The organism is Solimonas terrae, assembly GCF_011067135.1.
Taxonomy (GTDB): Bacteria; Pseudomonadota; Gammaproteobacteria; order Nevskiales; family Nevskiaceae; genus Solimonas; species Solimonas terrae.
Window position 1 is genome coordinate 21,475 of the sequence record NZ_JAAMOW010000012.1, and the last position, 20,640, is coordinate 42,114.

Below are 20,640 nucleotides of genomic sequence, written 5' to 3' on the forward strand. Positions count from 1 at the left end.
GCCCCCGGGAGTGCAAGCCTGGTCCGTGCCGCGGCCCCGCTCAGAACGACAGCGTGAAGCCGTGCCGATGTGCGTGCGCATCGCCACCGGCGTCGTGCTGGGTGATGGCGTCGATGCCGATCAGCGGCTCCAGTGCGTCGAGCCGCGCGAACTCCTCGCACAGCGGTTCTGCACGCGCCTCGAGCGCGTCCGCCTTCGGCTGGATGCGCTGTTCGACGAGGCGCTCGGTTGCATCGGCGCGCGCTTCGATGCGGCCCGGATGGATCAATGCAGTGAATACCAGCGACGTCACGCTGCCGCTGATGTCGGCCGCGAAGTCTTCGGCCATGTCGGAAATCTCGGCGTCGAGCTCGTTGTCGTCGCCATATGCACCGAGGCGGTCGCGCCGCAGTTCACGGCCGTTGAAGCGCGCGTGGATCTTCTCGCCGAGTTTCTCGCTGCGGCGCTCGTACTTGTGCAGATCGTCGGGATCGTTGCCCAGTGCGGCGAAGGTCATCGTCATCGCTTCCAGGCCGAGCATCGCGCCATCGAGAGCGATGCCGCTGACCTGCGGCACCAGGCTCTGCATGCCGCGCCGATAGTCGGCCACCGCGGCGTGCTGCCGGGCGTCGAGACGGACCTCGCGGCCATCGTGGATCAGGCGGTCGCCTTCCAGACGGTAGACGCCGTCGTCACCGCGCAGCTCGACAGCGTCGCCGTCGAGGGCGACATCGGCACGCAGGCCACAGTGACATTCGCGGTCCGCCGCTCTCGCGCTCAGCGGCAGCAGGGCGGCCACGAAAATGGTGACGATCAGTGGCTTGTACATGCGAGGGGCTCCCGGTTTTTGAATCTGTGCCGGGAGTGGAGCAAGGCCTTTGCCAGGTTTCGAGCCTTTTTGAATCAAAGCCTTACGGAATCTGTCGATTCCGAAGTGGCGAGAATGGCGAAGCGTTTGGTCGCCCTCGCTGGAAATCGGCGAGCAATCGCAGCCGGCTTGCGTGTCTGCAGGCGCGGCGCGAGTCGCGAACCCTGCCTGGGTTCGAAAAGCTTTCGCGACTCGCGTCGCTCCCACAAAAACGACGAGTCGTCTAGCTGATCTGCAAGGGTCCGGAGCCCGGCAGTTTCTGTACGAGGTCGGCACCGCACAGTTTCGATGGGGTGTAGCTGCCGCCGGCCGGACGGTGTTCGCGGAGAAAATCGACGACCGCCAGCGAGCCGGTGACGGTCAGCGCATAGCCGTTGGCAACCCGGATTCTTGCGGTCCGCGTGACGCCCGCGGCGTTGCGGACTTCGCCCCAGACGTGGGTCACGAGCTTGGCGCGTTGCGACTCGCTGGGTCCTTTCACGGTTTTGGCGATACGGTTCTTCATCAGGCGCTGGACCGGCGCCAGACCGAGCAGCCAGCGAAAGTAGTTGGCACGTCTGGCATTGGCGATCATCGCCGGCGAGCCGGGAATGAAGACCTCGATGTTCGGGATGCCGGTGCTTGCGTACGCGGTCGAGACGTCGCCCCAGGGAATCGTCATCGCCAGCTTCTCGCCGTCGCCGAAGTCGATCTTGCGGACGTGGTAGGCCAGCGGCACCGCGCGGATCTTGCCGTTCTCGCGAACCTTGCCGCCCTGCGCCAGACCTTCGACCGAGGTTTTCGCCGTGCCCGGTGAAAAGCCCGAACGCGAATCGAAGCCGAGCACCAGATGTGTCGCGTCTGGCAGCGCCGCCTTCAGCGAGGCCGCGACGCAATCGGTCGGGATCACGTCGAAGCCGACACCAGGGCAGACCACGACGCCGGCCTGTTGCGCGCGCGCGTTCTGCGCCTGCGCATGTTCGAACACCGAAATCTCGCCGGTGATGTCGAGATAGTGCGCCTTGGCCTGCAGACAGGCCTCGATCATCGGCGCGCTGGTGGCCGAGAACGGGCCGGCGCAATGCAGGACCAGCTCGATGCCCTGCAGGCCCTTGGCCAGCTGCCCGGCATCGTCGAGTCCGAACGCGCGCGACTCGAGTTTCAGTTCACGCGCCAGTGCCGCGAGCTTGTCGGCGTTGCGGCCGGCAAGGATCGGCGTTTGCCCGCGCTTGACCGCTTCGCGGGCAATCAGTTCGCCGGTGTAGCCGTTGGCGCCGTAGATCATCCAGTTCATCGTCATCTCCATCACGTTTGTTGCGGTCGCGCGCAGCGCGCGCTCCGGCAATTTGACATCAACCCATCTTCGCGACGACGCGGAGCGGCAGATGCCGCATCGCGAAGCCGAGCGGGATCCAGGGCCAGCCCGGCACGCTGGCGTTCGCCGGTTCGCGTTCGATCGCGCGCACCAGCGCGCGGCAGCCGGTTTCCGTGTCGACCATGAACGGCGTCTTTTTCACTTTCTCGTTGATCTCCGAGCGGATGTAGCCCGGATAGATCGTGCTGACCTTGATCGGCTTGCCGAGCAGGTCGGCGCGTATGCCTTCGGCGAGCGCGGCGACGCCGGCCTTAGTCGCGGCGTAGGTCGTCAGATTGCGCGGCATGCCGCGCATGGCGCTGATCGACGAGATCATCACCAGATGACCATCGTTCTGCGCGCGGAAGATCTCGAGGGCCGCTTCGCATTGCGCCAGCGCCGCGACGAAATTGGTTTCCGCGGTCTTGCGATTGGCGTGAAAGTAGCCGGTGCCGAGCGGCTGCCCCTTGCCGAGTCCGGCGTTGACGATGATGCGGTCCACGCGGCCGAAGTCATCGCGGAACGCGCGAAAGACTTCGAACACCTGCTCGTAGTTCAGCACATCGAGTGCGCGCAACGAGACCTTGATGTCCGGGTTGGCCGCGAGCAGCTCGGTTTTCAGTTCTTCCAGCCGTTCGGTGCGGCGCGCACACAGTGCGAGATCGTGGCCGCGACCGGCAAACTCGCGTGCCATGCCGCGGCCGAGGCCGGAGCTGGCACCTGTGATCAGGATGGTCTTGCGCATGATGAGGTCCTAGCGATAGGTGATGAGCGAGCTGTCGTGCTCGAAGTGCGCGTGCTCGTTGAGCGTCGACAGATAGATGCCGCGCTCGCTGTAGATCAGTTTGGTGACGGCGGCATTCGCCAGCGTCCAGTTCAGGCGGATCGCGCGCTCGCTGGACAAGCCGAGCAGATGCCGCGCGACTGCCGAGATCGGTCCGCCGGAAGTGAAGACCAGCGCCGTCTTCGAACGGCCGAGCGCAGTTTGCAGGCGCAGCGCCGCGTCTTCGCAGCGCGCGCAGAACGCAACCCAGCTCTCCGGGTAATCGGCATCGTGTTCGCCGCCGATCCAGCGCTTCATCGCCTCCGCGAACACGTCCTGGAATGCGCGCCGCGGATTCAGCGATGCCGCCAGTTCGGCCGCCATCACCGCCTTGTTGCGAAAGCGCGGCCGGTAGGCCTCGACCATGTTCTCGTGATCGTATTCGTTCCAGGCCGGATCTTCCTGCCAGTTCGCCGCAAGCTTCATCGCATCCAGGCAGGCCTGCGCGGTTTCGCGATGACGCAGCATGCCGCCGCAGACAACGCGGTCCGGGGTCACGCCACGCGCCGCGAGCGCGCGACCGAGTACGGTGCCCTGTTCGACGCCTCGTTTCGAGAGTTTGTCGTAGTCGCCGGCGCCGAACGACGCCTGGCCATGCCGGATCAGGTAGATCGCGCCCATCAGTTGCCCCTGCCACTTTGTTTGATCAGTTTGCGGCTGCGCCAGATCAGGTAATTGGCCAGCAGCCAGAATTGCCTGAAGGCCGGATTGCGGGTCTGCTTGTGGTGATATCGGTAGTAGATCTGCTGGATGATGACGGCGAGACGGAACAGGCCATAGACCTCGTAGAACGCCCAGTTGCCGGGGCCGAGATTCATCTTGTCGCAGTAGTACTCGACGATCTCGCGACGCGTCAGCATGCCCGGCAGATGCGTCGGCTGGCGGCGCATGCTCAGGATGAAACGATCGTCGTCCGCCTGCGCCCAGTACGCCAGCGTGGTGCCGAGTTCCATCAGTGGATCGCCGAGCGTCGCCATCTCCCAGTCGAGCACACCGATCACCTGCGTCGGATCACGGGCGTCGAAGACGATGTTGTCGAGCCGCCAGTCGTTGTGGATCACGCAGGTCGCGACATCGTCCGGCGTGTTGGCCTTGAGCCAGCGCATCACGTCGCGACCCGGCATCACGTTCCAGGTCCGTGCCTTGTCCCAGCGATCGCACCAGCCGTCGATCTGCCGCTTCGCATAACCCTGGCCCTTGCCGAGCTTGTCGAGACCGGCGGCCCGCCAGTCGACGCGATGCAGTTCGATCAGCTTGTCGATCACGTTGACACACAACTGGCGTGCCTGTTCGGGGCCCAGTTCGACGCCCGCCGGCAGATTCCGGCGCGGGATCAGGCCGGCGATGCGGTCCATCACGTAGAACTCGCAGCCGATCACGGTCTCGTCGTGGCACAGCGCGACCATGTTGGCGACCGCCGGGTAGACCGGCTTCAGTGCCTTCTGCACTGCATACTCGCGATTCATGTCGTGCGCGGATTTGGCCTTGGTGCCGGCCGGCGGCCGACGCAGGATCAGATCGCGATTTGCGTATTCGAGCCGATAGGTCCAGTTCGATGCGCCGCCGGCGAACTGCGTCACCGTCGGTTCGCCGTCGAGTGTCACGCCCTGGGCGCGCAGCCAATGGCTGACGGCCGCGGCGTCGAGTTCCTCGCCGGCGCGAACGCTGCCGGCGCGATCAGTGCTGGGAGTTTCGGTCATGGTTCGCAATCATCTGGTCGATCAGTGCATTGACGATGTCCGGGCATTCCAGCCCGGCAAGGTGTGCCGCGTTCTGCAGCAGCTCGAAGCGCGCGCCGGGAATGGCCCGGGCCATGGTGCGCGCCTCGGCGACCGGAAATACCCGATCTTCGGCGCCTGCCACCACCAACACCGGCGTGCGGATCGTCGTGAGCAGCGGACGCTGATCGGGGCGTCGCGGCACGACACTGTTGACGGCCCAGTAGCTCGAACGCGTGTTCACCGTCGCCAGCGATTCGCGAATCGCCTGCACGACCTGCGGCCGTTCGCGGCGCGTGCTGGGGCCGACGAAAGCGTCGACGACGCGCTCGGTCAGCGGACCGCGAATGCCGCCGAGTGCGCGGGCGGCGTGCGCGAGCAGCGGAAATTCGAGACGGTGGCGCCAGCCTGCCGCGGATGCCGTGGCATTCATGAGCACGGCAACGCCGACTCGTTGCGGATGTCGCGCGGCGAACGTGCCGCCGATCATGCCACCCCAGGAATTGCCGACCCAGTGCGCGCGATCGATTTGCAGTGCGTCGAGAATCTGCACGATGCACTGTACGCATTCGTCGAACGTGAAATGACGTGTCAGCGCTTCGCTGGCGCCGGCGCCCGGCGGATCGATCAGCACGACGCGAAATCCGCGTTCGGTGAAGTGCGCCGCCTGCGCCCGCCACATCGTGCCGTCCATCAGCAGGCTCGGCCAGAACAGGATCGCCGGTCCGGTGCCGGCAACGCGGACCTGCAGCGCGCCGAGCACGCTCGGCACGCGATGCGGGATCAGCTGCGCATCGATGCGCTTCAGCACCGGCCGCTCACGATCCGTCGCGTGCGCGCTGCGCGGCCTTGCCCATCATCTGCCGCGTCGCCTTCAGCATCATGCGCGAGAACATCGGATATGGCAGCAGACGTTTGAGCCGCCAGATACGTGCCTCGCGCTTGTGCGTGAGGATATGGAAGTCGCCGCGCTCGATGCCATCATGGACCAGCGCGGCGATCTCGTCGGCACCGCGCCGTGCCTTGGTGACCAGCTTGTTCATCATGCGGCTGGAATCCGCGTCGCCGGCGCGCGCGGTTTCCGTCAGGTTCGTGCGGAAGAATGCCGGGCAGACGACGGAGACGCCGATGTTGTCGTCCGCCAGTTCGACCTTGAGCGTCTCCGACAGGGCGACGACCGCGGCCTTGGTCGCGTTGTATGCCGACATCAGCGGCGGATGAATCAGGCCGGCCATCGACGCAACGTTGACGATGTGACCGCTCTTCTGCTTTTTCAGCAGCGGTGCGAACGCCTTGCAGCCGCGTACGACGCCCAGCACATTGATGTCGACGATCCACTGCCAGTCGGCGAGCGACAGTTCGGTGATGCCGCCGCTGGCGGCAACACCGGCATTGTTGACGACGATGTCGACACCGCCCCAATGGGTCTGCATCCACTGCGCGGCGTTGTCGAGATCGGCTTCCTGCGTGACATCGCAATGCAGGTAATGCGTCTCGACGCCTGCGGCGCGCAGCGCCTGCAGCGTTTCCGATCCGCGCTGATCGTTGACGTCGCCGATGCAAATGCGCGCGCCGTCGCGCGCGTAACGTTCGGCCAGCGCGCGCCCGAGGCCGGAAGCGCCGCCGGTAATGAAAACGCGTTTGCCGTTCATCAGTGCTTTCCCGTGCCGAGTTGCGCCATCAGCTTGGCGTACTTGCCGAGTTCGACGCGGGCGATCATGCCGCGATGCACGGCGTCCGGACCATCGGCCAGTCGCAGCACGCGCGCGGTGGCGTACAACGCCGCGAGCGGGAAGTCATGCGACAGGCCGGCCGCGCCGTGGATCTGGATGGCCTCGCTGACCACCTGTTCGAGCACGCCCGGCGCGACGACCTTGATCGCCGAGATCTCGGTCAGCGCCGCGTGCACGCCGATCTTGTCGATCTTCCAGGCCGCGAACAGTGTCAGCAGCCGTGCCTGGTCGATGGCGATGCGCAGGTCGGCGATGCGCTCGCGGTTGCCGCCCAGGTTGATCAGCGGCTTGCCGAAGGCGACGCGGCGCAGGCCACGCTCGATCATCAGTTCGAGCGCGCGCTCGGCGGCGCCGATGCAGCGCATGCAGTGGTGGATGCGACCCGGTCCGAGGCGGCCCTGGGCAATCTCGAAGCCCTTGCCGACGCCCTTGATGAGATTCGCTTTCGGCACGCGCACCTTGTTGAAGTGCACCTCGCCGTGACCGTAAGGCTCGTCGTATTCGCCGAACACCGGCAGCATGCGTTCGATCGTCACGCCCGGGGTGTCGAGCGGCACGATCACCATGCTGTGCTGCTGGTGGCGATGCGCGCCGGTGTCGGAGAGGCCCATGAAGATGACGAAGCGGCAGTTCGGATGGCCGATGCCGGTCGACCACCACTTCTTGCCGTCGATGACGACCTCGTCGCCGTCGAGCACGGCGGTCGCCTGCATGTTGGTGGCATCACTGGATGCGACGTCCGGCTCGGTCATGCAGAACGCCGAACGGATCTCGCCGGCCAGCAGCGGCTGCAGCCAGCGCTGCTTGTGCTCGTCGCTGCCGTACTTCCACAGCACTTCCATGTTGCCGGTGTCCGGCGCATTGCAGTTGAACACCTCCGGTGCCAGGAAGCTGCGGCCCATTTCCTCGGCGAGCGGTGCGTATTCGACGTGACTGAGGCCGGCGCCCAGTTCGGCATCGGGCAGGAACAGGTTCCACAGGCCGGCTTCGCGGGCCTGCGCCTTCAGCGACTCGACCTGCGGCGAGACCTGCCATTGCGTCCAGTCGCCACCACGCCTGGCGGCCATCTGTTCGCGCAACAGGGCTTCTTCGACCGGCTGGATGTGGTCGCGCATGAACGCGCGGATGCGCTTGATCAGGTCCTGCGCGCGGGCGCTGTGGGCAAAGTCCATTGCCGGTCTCCTCCGGTGGTCAGGCGCACACCATAAGCCTGTCCTATCATTCGGTCGACTAATATTTCTGAATCAAATGACATTCACATGGTGAATCAATGAAACCGGATGTCGAGCGTGCGACAAGCCGCGTCGATCTCAATCTGTTTCGCGTCTTCGATGCGGTGTTCCGTGCCGGCAGCCTGACGCAGGCGGCCGCCCAGCTGCATCTGACGCAGCCGGCGATCAGCAATGCGATCGCAAGGCTGCGCCTGCAGTTCGGCGACCCGCTGTTCGTGCGTGACGGCCGCCGTGTCGCGCCGACACCGCGCGCGCGCGCCGCCGCCCCGGAAATCAGCGCTGCCCTGCAGGTCCTGCAGCAGACCCTGGCGACACCGCAGGTGTTCGATGCCGCGTCCAGTTCGCGCCGCTTCGTGCTTGGCATGCGGGACGTGCTCGAGTTCGCGATGATGCCGCGCCTGACACAGGAACTGCTGGCCGAGGGGCCGCGTCTGCAGCTGCAAAGCGCGCGCATCGAGCGCCGGCGCCTTGATCGCGAGCTGGCCGCCGGCGCGCTGGACCTGTCGATCGACATTCCGGTGCCGGTCGGCGAAGGCATCGTCCAGGAAGCGCTGTTCGAGGAGACGCTGTGTGTCGCGATGCGGCCGGATCATCCGCTGGCGCGTGGCCGGCTGAGTGTCAAGCAGTGGCTGGCCGCCCGGCATGTCGCGGTGTCTTCACGCCGGCTCGGTCTGGTGCTGGAAGACGTGGTGTTGCAGCGGGAGGGCCTGCGCCGCGACGTCGCCGTGCGCTGCCAGTACTACTACGCGGCCTGCCACGTTGCCGCGACCAGCGATCTGCTGCTGGTCCTGCCGCGCTACTACGGCGAGTGGTTCACCGCACATCTGCCATTGAAACTCGTGCATCTGCCGTTGGAACTGCCGAGCCTGCAGGTGATGCTGTACTGGCACCGCAACGCCGAACACGACCCCGGCCATGCGTGGCTGCGCGAGCGGGTTCGCACATTGACGCGCCGCGGCGCCCCGCGGCCCTGAGCAGGGCGTGCCGACGGCGGGCGTCAGTTGCTGAAGGTGACGGTGCTGGTCGTTGATGCCGAGACCGTGACCGTCTCACTGTCCTGGAACGTCAGCCCGTCGTCGACGTCCGGCTGCTCGGCATCGGCCTGGCAGGTCCAGGCGATGGTGTAGGTGTCCGGCGCCAGATTGTCGATCTCGAAATCGTAGGCGTCATCGCTGGCACTGTAGTGGACGAAGGCCGCGGCGACCGGCTGCTTGACGTTGATGACCGTGTCGGTGCGGAAATAGTCGCTCGGCGTCACGCCACTGCCGGTGTAGAGATAAGCCGCGACCCCCGTGCCGGCCGTGCGGCCGTTGCGGCAGCCGCTGGCCTGGACGAGGCCGGTAGCGATGGTGCCGGCAATGGTCCCGGCGGTGTCGACCCGGGCGACGCGGATCACCGGCTGCAGCTCGTAACTGCCGCTGCTGCTGACCTGGTTGATCAGCGAGAACGGCAGTTCCAGGGTCAACACCAGATTCGCCGAATCATTGTTGCCGATGTCGAGCGCATAGCTCTGGTAGTCCGGCTGCGCCGCCAGGCTCAGCGGATATTGGGCGCCGCTGCTGTCGGTGATGCTGGCGTTGCTGACGTCGAAGCGTGGCCGCACCGACACATAGTTGCCCTTGGCGCTGTTGTCGCTGAACAGCTTGTAGGTGTCGGCATCGTTGCTGCTGTCCGAATCGCTGTAGTGCTGCAGCGTGTCGAAGGCGTCGCCGCGTTCGGTGTCGAAGCTGTGGATGGCGCCGTCGCTGTCTTCGAAGTCGACATACGGAATTGCCAGGGTGACGGCCTTGATCGTCGCGGCGGGCTGGCTGACGCCGAGGTCGGCGCCGAGTTTGGCTTCACAGCCGGTCAGCAGGACCGCGCCGGCCAGCAGGGGCAGGGCGAAAAGGAGGCGGGTCGAGGCGGCAAAACGGATCGAAAAGGACATGAGCCGGGCGGGTTCTGGGGTGGCGCCACGGTAGTGGCGATCGGCCGCCCGTGCGGTGTCGGCGTTTTCGAGAATTGTTTCGAAATGTATCGAGATGGAACGACCCGCAAGGACTTGGGTCAGACTGCCGGTGTCATTGCGGGGTCCCCCAATCATGAAAGCGAAAGTCCTGCTGGTCGACGACGACGTGCGGCTGCGTCAGATGACGGCCGAATATCTGTTGCGTCACGGCATCGATTCCGACGGGGTGTCGACCGCCGCCGCCGCCGTGCGCGCGCTGACGCGGACCCGCTTCGATCTGATCGTGCTCGATCTGATGCTGCCGGACGAAGACGGCATTGCGCTGTGCCGGCGCTTGCGCAGTGCCGCCTCGCCGATCCCGATCATCATCCTGTCGGCAAAGGGCGATGACGTCGACCGCATCGTCGGCCTCGAGGTCGGCGCCGACGACTATCTGGCCAAGCCCTGCAATCTGCGCGAGCTGGTCGCCCGCATCTTCACGGTGCTGCGCCGCATCGGCCAGACCGCCCGTGCCGAAACCGTCAGCACGCCGAAGACCGCGCGCATCGGCGACTTCGAACTCGATCTGTGGGCGCGGACGCTGAGCCGGCACGGCGAGGCGGTGCATATCACGACACGCGAATACCAGCTGCTGGAAGCGTTGGTGTTGCACGCACGGCGGGTGCTGAACCGCGACGAGCTGATGACCCTGACCAGCGGCCGCCCCAGCGATGCGCTGTCGCGTTCGATCGACATCCTGATTTCGCGTCTGCGACAGGTGCTGGAGCCGGACCCGGCCACCCCGCGCTATATCCAGACGGTCTGGGGTCGCGGCTACATGTTCGTGCCCGATCAGCCTGCATGAGCCTGCGCGTTCTGCTCGGCCTGCTGGTGGCCGCCGCGGTGGTGATGGTGCCGACCATCAATCTTGCATTGCTGCAGCTTTTCCCTCCGCCGGAAGTGGCGATCCACATTCGCAGCTGCGGGCCGGACGAGCTGCCGCAGGACGAGCGCGGCGGTTGCGTGCACGTCAATCCGGACGGCAGCGTCGATCGCGTGCTGCGCATGCGGCCGGGCGGCGGCGATCATCTGTTCGCGTTCTCCACGCACCGCCTGCCCCCCGACGATCCTCGCGTCGTGACGCCCGATGGCGGACCGCCGCCGATCGAGCACCGGCCGGGCGAGCATCACGGGCCGTCGACGTTCGGCGCCGCGCCGTTCGAATTCGGCGAAATCCGTGCGCACTTCCTGTGGATCAACTTCGCGAGCCTCGGCATCGTCGTGCTGCTCGCGGTGCTGGCATTCAGTCTGATCGTGCGCTGGCCGATTCGCGGGCTGCTCAGCGCCATCGAGGACATCGAACACGGCAGCGTGCCGGCGGCGGGCGGCATGGCGGCGCCCAGCGAACTGCGGCAGATCGGTGCGGCGCTGCACCGGCTCGCGCGCCAGTTGCGTGGCAGCACGCAGGAGCGCGAGATGATGCTGGCCGGCATGTCGCATGATCTGCGCTCGCCGCTGGCGCGAATCCAGGCCGCGATCGAACTGCGGGCGCGCCCCGGCGACGACTGGACGCCCGTGTTGCGCGACGTTCGCGAAATCGATCACATCATCGGCCAGTGCATCGACTACGTGCGCGATGGTCAGGACGAAGCGACAACCCTGATCTCGCTCGACGAAGTCGTGCGCGCCGTGCTGCACGATCCCGACGACGCCGTCGTCGAATGCGATCTCGCCGCACCGCAGCTGCTGCCCTTGCGCAGGCAGTCGCTGATGCGTGCGCTGCGCAATCTGATCGACAATGCCAACGCGCACGGTGCCTCGCCGATCCGGCTCGGGACACGCAGTGACGGCCAGGCGGTAACGGTGACGATCGAAGATCACGGACCCGGTATCGACGCGGCGCATTGGGAGCGCCTGCTCAAGCCGTTCGCGCAGGGTTCGCGTGCGCGCAATCCGGGTGGTGCCGGTCTGGGTCTGGCGATCGTGCAGCGTGTCGCACAGCAGCACGGCGGCGCGCTCACCATGCGTGCGGCGAAAGACGGCCAGCCGTTCGCAATCGAACTTCGCCTGCCACTTCCCTAGGAATTTCCTTCGCTGCGCTGCCGCCGCTCCCCGGCGTGGCGGGACGCGACGTGTTGCCGCGGGCACGACTGTCGCCAGCGCGGTCCGCAACGGCCTCCTGTGCGTCGTCATTGTTACAACTACATACAAACTGTTTCAGCGCCTTGCACGCCTTCCCGGCACCATCGCTGCCTTGGCGGCCCCGCCGGTCGCATCATTCCCCGTTTTGCGTCAAGGAGTCTTCATGCGTCTTCGTCGTGCCTTCGCGGCTTCTTCGTTGTCCGTCCGGCGCCTGATGCCGAAATCCGCGCTGGCGCTGATCGCCTCGGCCTCGCTGCTGACGGCCTGCGGCGGTGGCGGCGGCAGCGGCAAGATCGACTGGCAGACCGCATTCCAGGTGATCGGCCACACGGACTTCATGAAGACGAGCACCAATGACGGCCAGTCGACGCCGCAGGGCTACACGCTCGCGACGCCGTTCGGCAATGTCGGCACTGACGGAACCAAGCTGTACGTCGCCGATACGGCCAACAACCGCGTTCTGGTCTGGCCCAGCATTCCGAACACCAACGGTCAGGCGGCGACCGTCGTCATCGGCCAGACCGATCTGACCAGCAAGTCCAGCGGCACCACAAGCACCAAGCTGTCGAGCCCGTCGACGGCGTTCCTCAGTGCGTCCGGCCAGCTTGTCGTCGCCGACACCGGCAACAATCGCGTGCTGATCTGGAACACCGCGCCGACCACGCAGGCGCAGGCCAACACGGCGCCGGACGTCATCGTCGGTGACGGCGGCAGTGGCGTGACCGGCCACACCCTCAATGGCCCGACGTCGGCGATCATCGTCAACAACAAGCTGATCGTTTGCGACACCTACAACAACCGCGTGCTGGTCTGGAACAGCGTGCCGACGTCGACGACGCAGGATGCGAGCATCGTGCTCGGCCAGGCGAGCTTCACCACCAACGGCGACGATGACGACGCCAAGAGCATGTTCCAGCCGAACTCGGTCTGGAGCGACGGCGCGCAGCTGCTGGTTGCCGATACCGGCAACTATCGCGTTTTGTACTGGAGAACGTTCCCGCAGGTGACGGCGGGCCCGGCGACCAATGTCGTTGGCCAGACCGACTTCTCGCGCTCGACGTACAGCACCTCGGCTTCGACTTTCGTGTCGCCGACCGGCGTCACCTCCGACGGTGCGCAGTTCTGGGTCGCGGATCGCGGCAGCAATCGCGTCCTGAAGTTCGATTCGATGCCGGCTTCGAACGGCCTCAGCGCGTCGCTGGTCTACGGGCAGGGCGACCTCAGCTTCACCTCGTCGGCCGCCAATGACGACAACCAGGACGGCAAGACCGACAACGACGATAGCGACCAGAAGAACGGTGCAGCCACCGAGCACACGCTCAACGGCCCGACGGGCGTCTACGTCGAAGGTGGCGTCCTCTACATTACCGATCGCAGTAACAGCCGCGTGGAGATGTACATCCCGTGACGGCAATTCGCCTGTGCTGCGGCGCCTTTCTGGGCGCCGCAGTCTTTTTGGCCGCATGCAGCAACGGTTCACCGATCGGTTCCGGCAAAGGCCCGCAGGCGCTGGCGGTGACCTACAACGGCAACACGGCGGCGGTCGACATGGTCGAATGCCAGACGACGTCGCTGACGGCCACGGCGACGTTCGCTGACGACAATGGCGATCACGCCAGCACGTCGGTCGTCACCTCGCGCGTCGTCTGGAGCAGCAGCGCACCCGGCATCATCGACGTCAGCAATGGCGATGTCGAAACCTATGCAGGCTCCGGGGCCTATTACCCGGTCGGCACGGTGATCGCGCGCGCCACCGGCAACGCCGTGATCACGGCCACCTACGCCGACGCGATGACGGCTTCGATCAGCGTCAGCGCGGTCGATATTTCGAGCATGCGGATCTCTCCGGTATTGACCAGGATGGCGCCGGACTCGACAACGACCTTCCATCTCTATGTCCAGCCACAACTCGATCAGATCGAGCAGGACCTCACGGCCAATGTGAACTGGATGATCACCGACTCCGGCGCGCCGGCGGTGGTATCCGGCACGTCGACGGTGGTCGCGTCGCGGACTCCGGTCGATCAGAACTTCACGCTCGAAGCGCGATTGCCGACCTGCAATCTGAACCTGTCGCAGACCATGAGCATCGGCACGGTCGCGAATCTGCAACTGAGTTACGAGCAGCCGCAGAACCAGCCGGTGCCGGTCACGCTCGGCGATCGCGTGCGGGTCGATGCCGTATTCGACGACGCCAGCGCACCGCCTCAGGATCTTTCCGATCAGGTCGAAGTCGACGCTGCCGACGGATACAACAAGGCCAACGCCAGCGCGCTGTCGGCTGCCGCGTCGACCGTGACGGACGTCAACGGCAATACATATCTCGAATCGACGCCCTATCTGGTCGTGTCGGGAGATGCCGATCGCCTTGATCGCGAGATCGCATTCAAGCTGACCTATGACAAGGCCGGCATCGACTTGACGACGACGACGCGGGTCTACACATTCTCGGATGCCGACATTCTCAGCATGAGAATCGATCCCACGCAGACCGACCTGACCTATCCGAATCTGGGTCACTTGCAGGCCTATGGCGTGTTCGACGACGGCGTCGAGCGTCCGGTGAGCCGCGCCGTCAGCTGGAGCCTGATCGACACCGGCGATTCCGATCTGCTGTCAGTGAATGGCTCGGGTCTGGACGGCGGCTTGCTGGTTCCCTTCAACGTCGGCGGCAACGCCCGTGTATTCGCGACGATCGACAGCACGTCGGTCGGTCAGATTCAGGAACACGCAACCGTCAGTGTTCATCGGCAGCACAACGATTGAAGCGATTCTCGTGCGGCCTGGCGCGGTCCGTCCCGGCGCGCCGGCAGCACGAACAGCAGTACGCACCATGCTGCGGCAACTTGGTGTGCGCCGATCAGGACCCGAACGCGTGACAGGCAAGGCGAATCCAGGACGCGTCGCCCTTGTCGGAGGACCGGCCTGCGACGACGTTTCCGGCGTGAAACTTCGGCGCGCGCGACGTTAGACGACGTGCCAAATGTCGGTGTAAATTCACTGCTGCAGGCGTGTCTCAGGCAAGGTTGCTGCGGCGGGACGCAGTATTTTTCTTGGTGTCGGCCCCGGCTACGGTTCTTGAACACTGTTTGCACCGGAAGGGTGTGAGCCCGTTTTTCAATTGACGTCAGAGGGGATGTTGCATGTCCAATGTATCGACCGGCACCGTCAAGTGGTTCAACGATGCCAAAGGGTTCGGTTTCATCACGCCGGAAGGCGGGGGCGAAGATCTGTTTGCGCACTTCCGCGAAATCCAGGGCACCGGGTTCAAGACACTGAAGGAAGGACAGAAAGTGCAGTACGAAGTGCGGCGTGGCCCCAAGGGTCTGCAGGCCGCGGCGATCCAGCCGCTCTGAGCCTCCCGCTTTCGGCGCCGTTGCCGGACCAGCCGCGGCCGATGCCGCGGCTTTTTCATGACTGCTGAACGGGCTTCTGCTTCGCCGAAGCTCGCCGCCCGGCCCCTCGACGCGCCGCGCCGTCGTTCGCGATCAGGCCTGCCGGCGCATCGACGGGGATCGTGGCGGCAGCGCATGGCACCACGCTTGCTTGCGGTGTGCGTCGATCCGCATATGCTGATGTGCCGCGGCAGGTCGCTGCGGCTGGGGGTACACGCCATGGTGCGGAGCGACGCGCCATGCCGTTCAGGGATGAAAGCCGCGGGACCGGCGCAGGTCAGTTCCGTGCGGCACGCCGGGAGGCGTCATGAAAGGGATGGGCGGGATTCGCTTTTTCGCATTGCTCGATGTCTTGATCACGGCACCGCTGGCAGTACCGGGCCTGACACACGCGTGGGCCCTGCTGCTGCTGTCGGCGGCTGGCCTGTTGCCGGTGCCCGAGCGGTGGTCGCAATTCACGCCGGCGACGCTCCTGTTCGCACAGCTGCTTGGCGTGCTGGGGGCCTGCTGGAACGGTGCGCGCCTGTTCCGGCCCGATGATCGTCGACTGCTCGGGATCGATGCGGTCGCACGTCTGGCCGTGGCGGTATTGCTGGTGATCCAGCTGGTCGTCGGCGCGCCGCCGGCGCTCGGCTTTTTCGTCGTCACGGAACTGGTCGGTGCGACGCTCGCGTTCCTGTATTTGAGGCGTCGTCGCGCTGCAGGCTGGTAAGCCGTTTCCGGCGATGCCGGTCAGGGCTCGCGCAAGATGATCACGAGTGCCGCCTGAAGCGCTATGTCCGGTGTCCCGGCGAGCAGGCACGGGCGGCGCTTCAGGCCGCGGCGCGCTTGCGCTTGGGACGCAGCATCGTGCCCGTGCACTTGCGGGCACCACAGCGGCAGGCCCAGATCTTGCGCAGCTTCGGCGTGTGCGGCTCGTCCAGCGTGATGCCGTAGTCGTAGGTCAACTCGGTACCGGCCGGTATTGCCTTGATCGTTTCGATGAAGATGCGATCGCGCTTCGGATTGCCCTTCGGGTCTTCGACGATCACGGCTTCGCAATTCGGCGCGCAGCTGGTGTTGATCCAGCGCGCGACATTGCCGCCGACATTGGCGTCGATCACGTAGTGCTCGTTGAGCGTGAACAGGAAGGTGTGGCCGGAGTCGTACTCGCCGCCGTAGCAGTCGTCGACTTCCTCGTGGGGGCGCAAGGTGCCGCGGTACTGGACGAGACGGGTGCCGGCCGGCAGGTCGCGGGCGGCGAAGACGCCATTGCCGTGAATCGGCGAGCGGCGGAGAGCGATATTGCGAGGCATGAACGGAAACGCGTGGACGAGGTCGTCTATTGTCACGCAAATACTGTGCACGCTGAAACTCTCGGTACGATTGCGCGGTGCGCCGCCGGCCCCGACGCCCCCGTTTTCAGCATTCGTTCAGTGCTGCCGGGCGAGCGTACGGTCCACGCCAAAGGGCGTTTCACCGGATCACGCAAGGAGAGAACCATGGAAGGACTAGCTCGTGGGGCGTTCATCGGCATGCTGTGTCTTGGCGTGACGGTGACGATGACACCTGCGCCGGCGCGCGCCAGCATGATCGGAACCGAACAGATGGTGGCTGCGCACACGCGCGCCGACGATCTCAGTACGGTGACGGCGTTCATGTCCCGTGACCAGGTGGCCAGTGAATTCGAGAAGATGGGCGTCGATCCGGTCGACGCACAGAACCGGGTCGCATCGCTCAGTGACGAGGAGCTGAGCCAGCTCGCGCAGCATGTCCGCGAGCAACCTGCGGGCGGCGATGCCTTGCTCGCGGTCATCGGTCTGGTGTTCGTGATCCTGATCATCCTCGAGCTGGTGGGTGTCACGCACATCTTCAACGGCATTTGAAGCGCTGGGTCGCGGTCGTCGCAGCCTGCTTCCTGGCAGGCTGTGCGGCCGTGCCTGCTCCACAGCTGAAGCTGCCCGGCGGCAATGAAGCGATCGAGTTGAGCGGGACGCCGTTTTTCCCGCAGAAGCGCTATCAGTGCGGGCCGGCAGCGCTGGCGACCGCGCTCGGCGCAAGCGGCGTGGACGTCACGCCGGATGACCTGGTCGCCGATGTTTACCTGCCGGGCCGGCACGGCAGCCTGCAGGCGGAACTGATCGCGGCGACGCGACGGTATCAGCGCGTCGCCACGCAGATCGAGCCTGATCTCGAAGGCCTCGTGCAGGAGTTGCGGGCTGGCCATCCGCCGTTGTTGCTGCTCAATCTCGGCTTCTCCTGGCTGCCGGTCTGGCACTACGCGGTAGTCGTCGGCTACGAGCCGCAGAGCAGCAGCTTCATCCTGCGATCCGGCACCCGGAAGCGCGCACGCATGTCGGCCGCGGAGCTGATGCGCAGCTGGGCATACAGTGATCGCTGGGCGGTTATCGTGTCCGGGTTGCAGACGCCCCCCGCGACCGCCACGGCCGTGCAGTGGCTGACGGCTGTGGCACCGTACGAATCGCTGGGGAAGCTTGACGATGCCGAGCGAGGTTATCGTGCCGCCACGATGCGCTGGCCCGACTCCGCGCTGGCCTGGACCGCGCTCGGCAACATCGACGCGCGGCGCGCAGAGTGGATTGCGGCAATTGCGGCGTACAACCGTGCGCTCGAACTGGGCGACGACATCGTCACGCTCAACAACCGCGCCAGTGCACTCGGTTCCCTGCAATGCCGCAGGCTCGCGCTCGGCGATCTCGATCGCGCGGCCGCGCTCGATGTCGATCGACGTTATGCGGCGGCGTTGGGCGATACGCGCACGGAGTTGCCGCCGCTCGATCATTGTTCTGCCGACAGCGTCGACCGGCTGGCCGAATCGGCACCGTAGCGCGGTGCGACGGCACTGCTGACGGCGTCGTGCCGCCAAGGCATCATGCCGGCTGGCCCGGATCGCAACCCTACGCATGCCGCAAGCTGCCAGCAACGGACTGACCCTGCATTATGAAACGGCAGGTGATCCCGGCAACCCGCCCGTGCTGCTGGTGATGGGCCTGGGCGGCCAGCTGATCACCTGGCCGCAATCGCTGTGCGACGCGCTGGTCGCGGCAGGTCATTATCTGATCCGCTTCGACAATCGCGACGCCGGTCTGTCGACACAGATGAGCGAACTGGGCAAACCGAATCTGCTGCGCGCCGGCATTGCCAGCACCCTGCGCTTGCCGGTGCGCGCGCCCTATCAGCTTGAGGACATGGCCGACGACGCGCTCGGGCTGCTCGACACGCTGCAAATCCCGTCGGCGCATGTTGTCGGCGTGTCGATGGGCGGCATGATTGCGCAACTGATGGCGATGCGGCAGCCGGCGCGTGTCCGCCGCCTCGTGCTGTTGATGACGCATTCCGGCAATCCGCGTCTGCCCGGCGCGCGCTGGCCCATCCGGCTGCGCATGGTGCGGCGTCCGCAATTGCGCGTGCGTGATGACATCATCCGCTACTCCATGCAGACCATGCGCCTGATCGGCAGTCCGCAATTCGTGACGCCACACGATGAGTTGCAAGCGCAGAGCGCCGCGCAATTCGATCGCAGCCACCGCCCGGCCGGTGTTGCGCGACAGACCGCAGCGATTCTCGCCGCGCCGAATCGTGTCGCGTCGCTGCGCAGGCTGCAGCAAGCCACGCTAATCGTTCACGGAACCGATGACCCCCTGATTCCGGTGGCGGCAGGGCGCGAGTTGCAGCGCGTGATTCCGGGCGCAAGGCTCGAAACGATCACGGGCATGGGCCACGACCTGCCCAGGATGCTGATGCCGAAAATCGCCGACATGATCGCGCAGCACCTTGGGTCGACGTGATATCGCGGGGCATCGGAATGTCCTGAATTCAGCCGGGATAAAGCCGTCGGCCTTCACGCTCTGCGCCGCAATGAACATCATCCAGCGGAGTACAACGATGAAAAAAGCGACCCGATCCCATCTGCTGAAGGCCGGCGCGGCTGCGCTGTTGCTGGCACCCGCGCTCGCGTTCGCGCACAACTACAACTATCTCGAGGGCGGCTATGTCCACCGCGATCAGGCTGGTGACGAGGACGGTTTTCGCGCCAACGGTTCGTTCGACGTGCTGTCGCCGGTCGCGGTTTTCGGCGAGTACGACGATGTCGGTCACTTCGAGCAGCTCAGCGTCGGCGGTCTCTGGCACACACCGCTGACCCGCAACGTCGACCTCGACCTCGGCGGTTCGTACGAGCACTACGACTACAACCACGGTGGCAGCGACAGCGGATTCGGCTTGCGTGGCGGCGTGCGCTGGATGGTGCCGAACACGCGCCTTGAACTTGATCCTGGCCTTCGCTACGTCGACCTCGGCCACGGACACAGTGATACGTCTGCACGGCTCGACGGCCTGTATCAGCTCACCGCCGCGCTCGATCTGCAGGCCGCGGTTCAGTCCGGTGACGATGATCGCTTCGAAGCCGGCGTGCGCTACAACTTCGGTCCGCGTCTGACCGGACGCTGAGCGGCGCCGAACTGGACCAGCCCTCGTTCCGCATGGAGCGAGGGCTTGGTCTGCAGGCGCGGCGCGAGCTGCGACCGTTTGCGAGGAGAACATCGCGGCTCACGCCGCGCCTGCCTGGAGACGAGTCTGGCGGTGGGCACCGAGCCGTCTTTATTTGTTTCATGCACAGCGCAGGAGCCGTTATCGGGCCTGCCCGGTTTCGCGAGCAGATCCAGCGCTCCCGCAGAGGGCACGTCAAAAAATCCCGCTCGCCAATCCGGCTGCCAGAGCCTCGCCAAGATCGCGACACCGCTGCAAACCGGCCTCGCCGACATCACCCTTCAGGATCAGGGGCTCGGCGATCGCTTTCCAGCCGTAGCCAGTGGCGATCCGCTCGACTGCGCGCGCGGCGCCGCTGCCATCGTTGCCGGCACTGACGAACAGTGCGTACGGCAATCCCAGTGTCTTGCCTTCGGCCGGGTAGTAGGTGCGATCAAAAAAATCCTTGAGCAGACCGCTCATGTACCCGAAGTTTTCCGGAGTCCCCAGCAGCAGGGCGTCGGCCCAGAGCAGATCGTCGAGAATTGCTTCGGATGCCTGCCGGCAACGTGTTTCAACACCGGCAGCTTCGGCCGCGGCGCCTGCACACACGGCGTCGCACATTGCCTGCGTATGTCCGGACTGACCGCTGTAGATGACGAGCAGATGCTTCACGGGTCGATCGTGCCACGTTTGGCGCAATAAAAAACGGGCGGAAGATCCGCCCGTTCTTCACCTCAAAATTGCCGGTACTACTTCGCGGACTTGCCGGCTGTCACCGTGACTTCCGGTTCGAGAACCTTGTAGGTCTTGTCACCGATGCCGTCGACCTTCTTGAGGTCTTCCTTGGTCTTGTAAGGCCGATGCGCAATGATCGCCTTGGCCTTCGCCGGGCCAACACCCGGCAGCTTCTCCAAGGCCTTCTGGTCGGCGGTATTGATGTCGACCGCCGCAAACGACGGCGTTGCGAGTGCGAGACCCAGGCCGAGCAGTACGGCTGAAAGGGTTGTTTTCATCTTCAGG

Annotated in this window: 23 protein-coding genes; 11 read left to right on the plus strand and 12 right to left on the minus strand. The window is 65.4% G+C overall.

Annotated elements, in window-relative coordinates:
- Positions 1–40 precede the first annotated feature (40 nt).
- The 8 genes from G7Y85_RS19355 to G7Y85_RS19390 all read right to left on the minus strand — a co-directional run bounded on the left by G7Y85_RS19355 (position 41) and on the right by G7Y85_RS19390 (position 7,626).
- On the minus strand, positions 41–808 hold the full coding sequence (locus G7Y85_RS19355; protein ID WP_166261446.1) for a DUF2884 family protein: 768 nt from the start codon (positions 806–808) through the stop codon (positions 41–43).
- A gap of 262 nt (positions 809–1,070) precedes the next feature.
- Positions 1,071–2,120 carry a saccharopine dehydrogenase family protein gene (locus G7Y85_RS19360; RefSeq protein ID WP_166261449.1) on the minus strand — a complete coding sequence of 350 codons (1,050 nt, stop codon included), beginning with the start codon at positions 2,118–2,120 and terminating at the stop codon, positions 1,071–1,073.
- Positions 2,121–2,178: 58 nt separating this feature from the next.
- Positions 2,179–2,925 (minus strand): SDR family oxidoreductase, encoded by a 747-nt coding sequence (locus G7Y85_RS19365; protein ID WP_166261452.1) that lies wholly within the window; start codon positions 2,923–2,925, stop codon positions 2,179–2,181.
- 9 nt (positions 2,926–2,934) lie between these two features.
- Positions 2,935–3,624, minus strand: coding sequence for a histidine phosphatase family protein (locus G7Y85_RS19370; protein WP_166261455.1), 690 nt, complete (start codon positions 3,622–3,624; stop codon positions 2,935–2,937).
- Positions 3,624–4,703 carry a phosphotransferase family protein gene (locus G7Y85_RS19375; protein ID WP_166261458.1) on the minus strand — a complete coding sequence of 360 codons (1,080 nt, stop codon included), beginning with the start codon at positions 4,701–4,703 and terminating at the stop codon, positions 3,624–3,626. The genes G7Y85_RS19370 and G7Y85_RS19375 overlap by 1 nt, the downstream gene beginning before the upstream one ends.
- Positions 4,681–5,520, minus strand: coding sequence for an alpha/beta fold hydrolase (locus G7Y85_RS19380; protein ID WP_436286646.1), 840 nt, complete (start codon positions 5,518–5,520; stop codon positions 4,681–4,683). Before G7Y85_RS19380 ends, G7Y85_RS19375 begins: the two co-directional genes overlap by 23 nt.
- Positions 5,521–5,539: 19 nt before the next feature.
- Entirely contained in the window at positions 5,540–6,373 is an 834-nt protein-coding gene (locus G7Y85_RS19385; protein WP_166261461.1) for an SDR family oxidoreductase, read from the minus strand.
- Positions 6,373–7,626 carry an acyl-CoA dehydrogenase family protein gene (locus G7Y85_RS19390; RefSeq protein ID WP_166261464.1) on the minus strand — a complete coding sequence of 418 codons (1,254 nt, stop codon included), beginning with the start codon at positions 7,624–7,626 and terminating at the stop codon, positions 6,373–6,375. The genes G7Y85_RS19385 and G7Y85_RS19390 overlap by 1 nt, the downstream gene beginning before the upstream one ends.
- 98 nt (positions 7,627–7,724) lie before the next feature.
- On the opposite strand from G7Y85_RS19390, the gene G7Y85_RS19395 reads away from it, so the two are divergent.
- A complete protein-coding gene (locus G7Y85_RS19395) occupies positions 7,725–8,660 on the plus strand; it encodes a LysR family transcriptional regulator (RefSeq protein WP_166261467.1) in 936 nt (311 codons plus the stop codon).
- 23 nt (positions 8,661–8,683) lie between these two features.
- On the opposite strand, the gene G7Y85_RS19400 is transcribed toward G7Y85_RS19395, so the two are convergent.
- A complete protein-coding gene (locus tag G7Y85_RS19400) occupies positions 8,684–9,613 on the minus strand; it encodes a hypothetical protein (RefSeq protein ID WP_166261470.1) in 930 nt (309 codons plus the stop codon).
- Between the two features lie 154 nt (positions 9,614–9,767).
- Here G7Y85_RS19400 and G7Y85_RS19405 point away from each other — a divergent pair, with 154 nt between their 5' ends.
- The 6 genes from G7Y85_RS19405 (at position 9,768) to G7Y85_RS19430 (ending at position 15,862) form a co-directional block, all read left to right on the plus strand.
- On the plus strand, positions 9,768–10,478 hold the full coding sequence (locus G7Y85_RS19405; RefSeq protein WP_166261473.1) for a response regulator: 711 nt from the start codon (positions 9,768–9,770) through the stop codon (positions 10,476–10,478).
- On the plus strand, positions 10,475–11,695 hold the full coding sequence (locus G7Y85_RS19410) for an ATP-binding protein (RefSeq protein WP_166261476.1): 1,221 nt from the start codon (positions 10,475–10,477) through the stop codon (positions 11,693–11,695). The genes G7Y85_RS19405 and G7Y85_RS19410 overlap by 4 nt, the downstream gene beginning before the upstream one ends.
- 223 nt (positions 11,696–11,918) lie before the next feature.
- A complete protein-coding gene (locus G7Y85_RS19415; RefSeq protein ID WP_166261479.1) occupies positions 11,919–13,163 on the plus strand; it encodes an NHL repeat-containing protein in 1,245 nt (414 codons plus the stop codon).
- A 47-nt stretch (positions 13,164–13,210) separates the two neighbouring features.
- Positions 13,211–14,521: a hypothetical protein gene (locus G7Y85_RS19420; protein ID WP_166261482.1), complete on the plus strand. Its 1,311-nt coding sequence runs from the start codon at positions 13,211–13,213 to the stop codon at positions 14,519–14,521.
- Positions 14,522–14,898: 377 nt separating this feature from the next.
- Complete coding sequence (locus tag G7Y85_RS19425) at positions 14,899–15,111, plus strand: cold-shock protein (RefSeq protein WP_166261485.1); 213 nt, start codon at positions 14,899–14,901, stop codon at positions 15,109–15,111.
- Positions 15,112–15,457: 346 nt separating this feature from the next.
- Positions 15,458–15,862: a hypothetical protein gene (locus G7Y85_RS19430; RefSeq protein ID WP_166261488.1), complete on the plus strand. Its 405-nt coding sequence runs from the start codon at positions 15,458–15,460 to the stop codon at positions 15,860–15,862.
- A 100-nt stretch (positions 15,863–15,962) separates the two neighbouring features.
- Here the strand turns inward: G7Y85_RS19430 and G7Y85_RS19435 are convergent, their stop codons facing one another.
- Positions 15,963–16,445 (minus strand): SET domain-containing protein, encoded by a 483-nt coding sequence (locus G7Y85_RS19435; protein ID WP_166261491.1) that lies wholly within the window; start codon positions 16,443–16,445, stop codon positions 15,963–15,965.
- 12 nt (positions 16,446–16,457) lie between these two features.
- Here G7Y85_RS19435 and G7Y85_RS20720 point away from each other — a divergent pair, with 12 nt between their 5' ends.
- The 4 genes from G7Y85_RS20720 to G7Y85_RS19455 all read left to right on the plus strand — a co-directional run bounded on the left by G7Y85_RS20720 (position 16,458) and on the right by G7Y85_RS19455 (position 19,599).
- On the plus strand, positions 16,458–17,015 hold the full coding sequence (locus G7Y85_RS20720; protein WP_166261494.1) for a PA2779 family protein: 558 nt from the start codon (positions 16,458–16,460) through the stop codon (positions 17,013–17,015).
- A gap of 50 nt (positions 17,016–17,065) precedes the next feature.
- A complete protein-coding gene (locus G7Y85_RS19445) occupies positions 17,066–17,977 on the plus strand; it encodes a PA2778 family cysteine peptidase (protein ID WP_166261497.1) in 912 nt (303 codons plus the stop codon).
- A 76-nt stretch (positions 17,978–18,053) separates the two neighbouring features.
- Positions 18,054–18,938 (plus strand): alpha/beta fold hydrolase, encoded by an 885-nt coding sequence (locus G7Y85_RS19450; RefSeq protein WP_166261500.1) that lies wholly within the window; start codon positions 18,054–18,056, stop codon positions 18,936–18,938.
- A gap of 97 nt (positions 18,939–19,035) precedes the next feature.
- On the plus strand, positions 19,036–19,599 hold the full coding sequence (locus G7Y85_RS19455) for a hypothetical protein (RefSeq protein WP_166261503.1): 564 nt from the start codon (positions 19,036–19,038) through the stop codon (positions 19,597–19,599).
- 234 nt (positions 19,600–19,833) lie between these two features.
- Here G7Y85_RS19455 and G7Y85_RS19460 read toward each other — a convergent pair whose 3' ends face one another.
- Positions 19,834–20,292, minus strand: a complete 459-nt coding sequence (locus G7Y85_RS19460) for a flavodoxin family protein (protein ID WP_366515006.1) — start codon at positions 20,290–20,292, stop codon at positions 19,834–19,836.
- A 77-nt stretch (positions 20,293–20,369) separates the two neighbouring features.
- The gene (locus tag G7Y85_RS19465) at positions 20,370–20,633 is read right to left on the minus strand and encodes a ComEA family DNA-binding protein (protein ID WP_166261506.1); all 264 of its coding nucleotides are present in this window, start codon (positions 20,631–20,633) and stop codon (positions 20,370–20,372) included.
- Positions 20,634–20,640 lie beyond the last annotated feature (7 nt).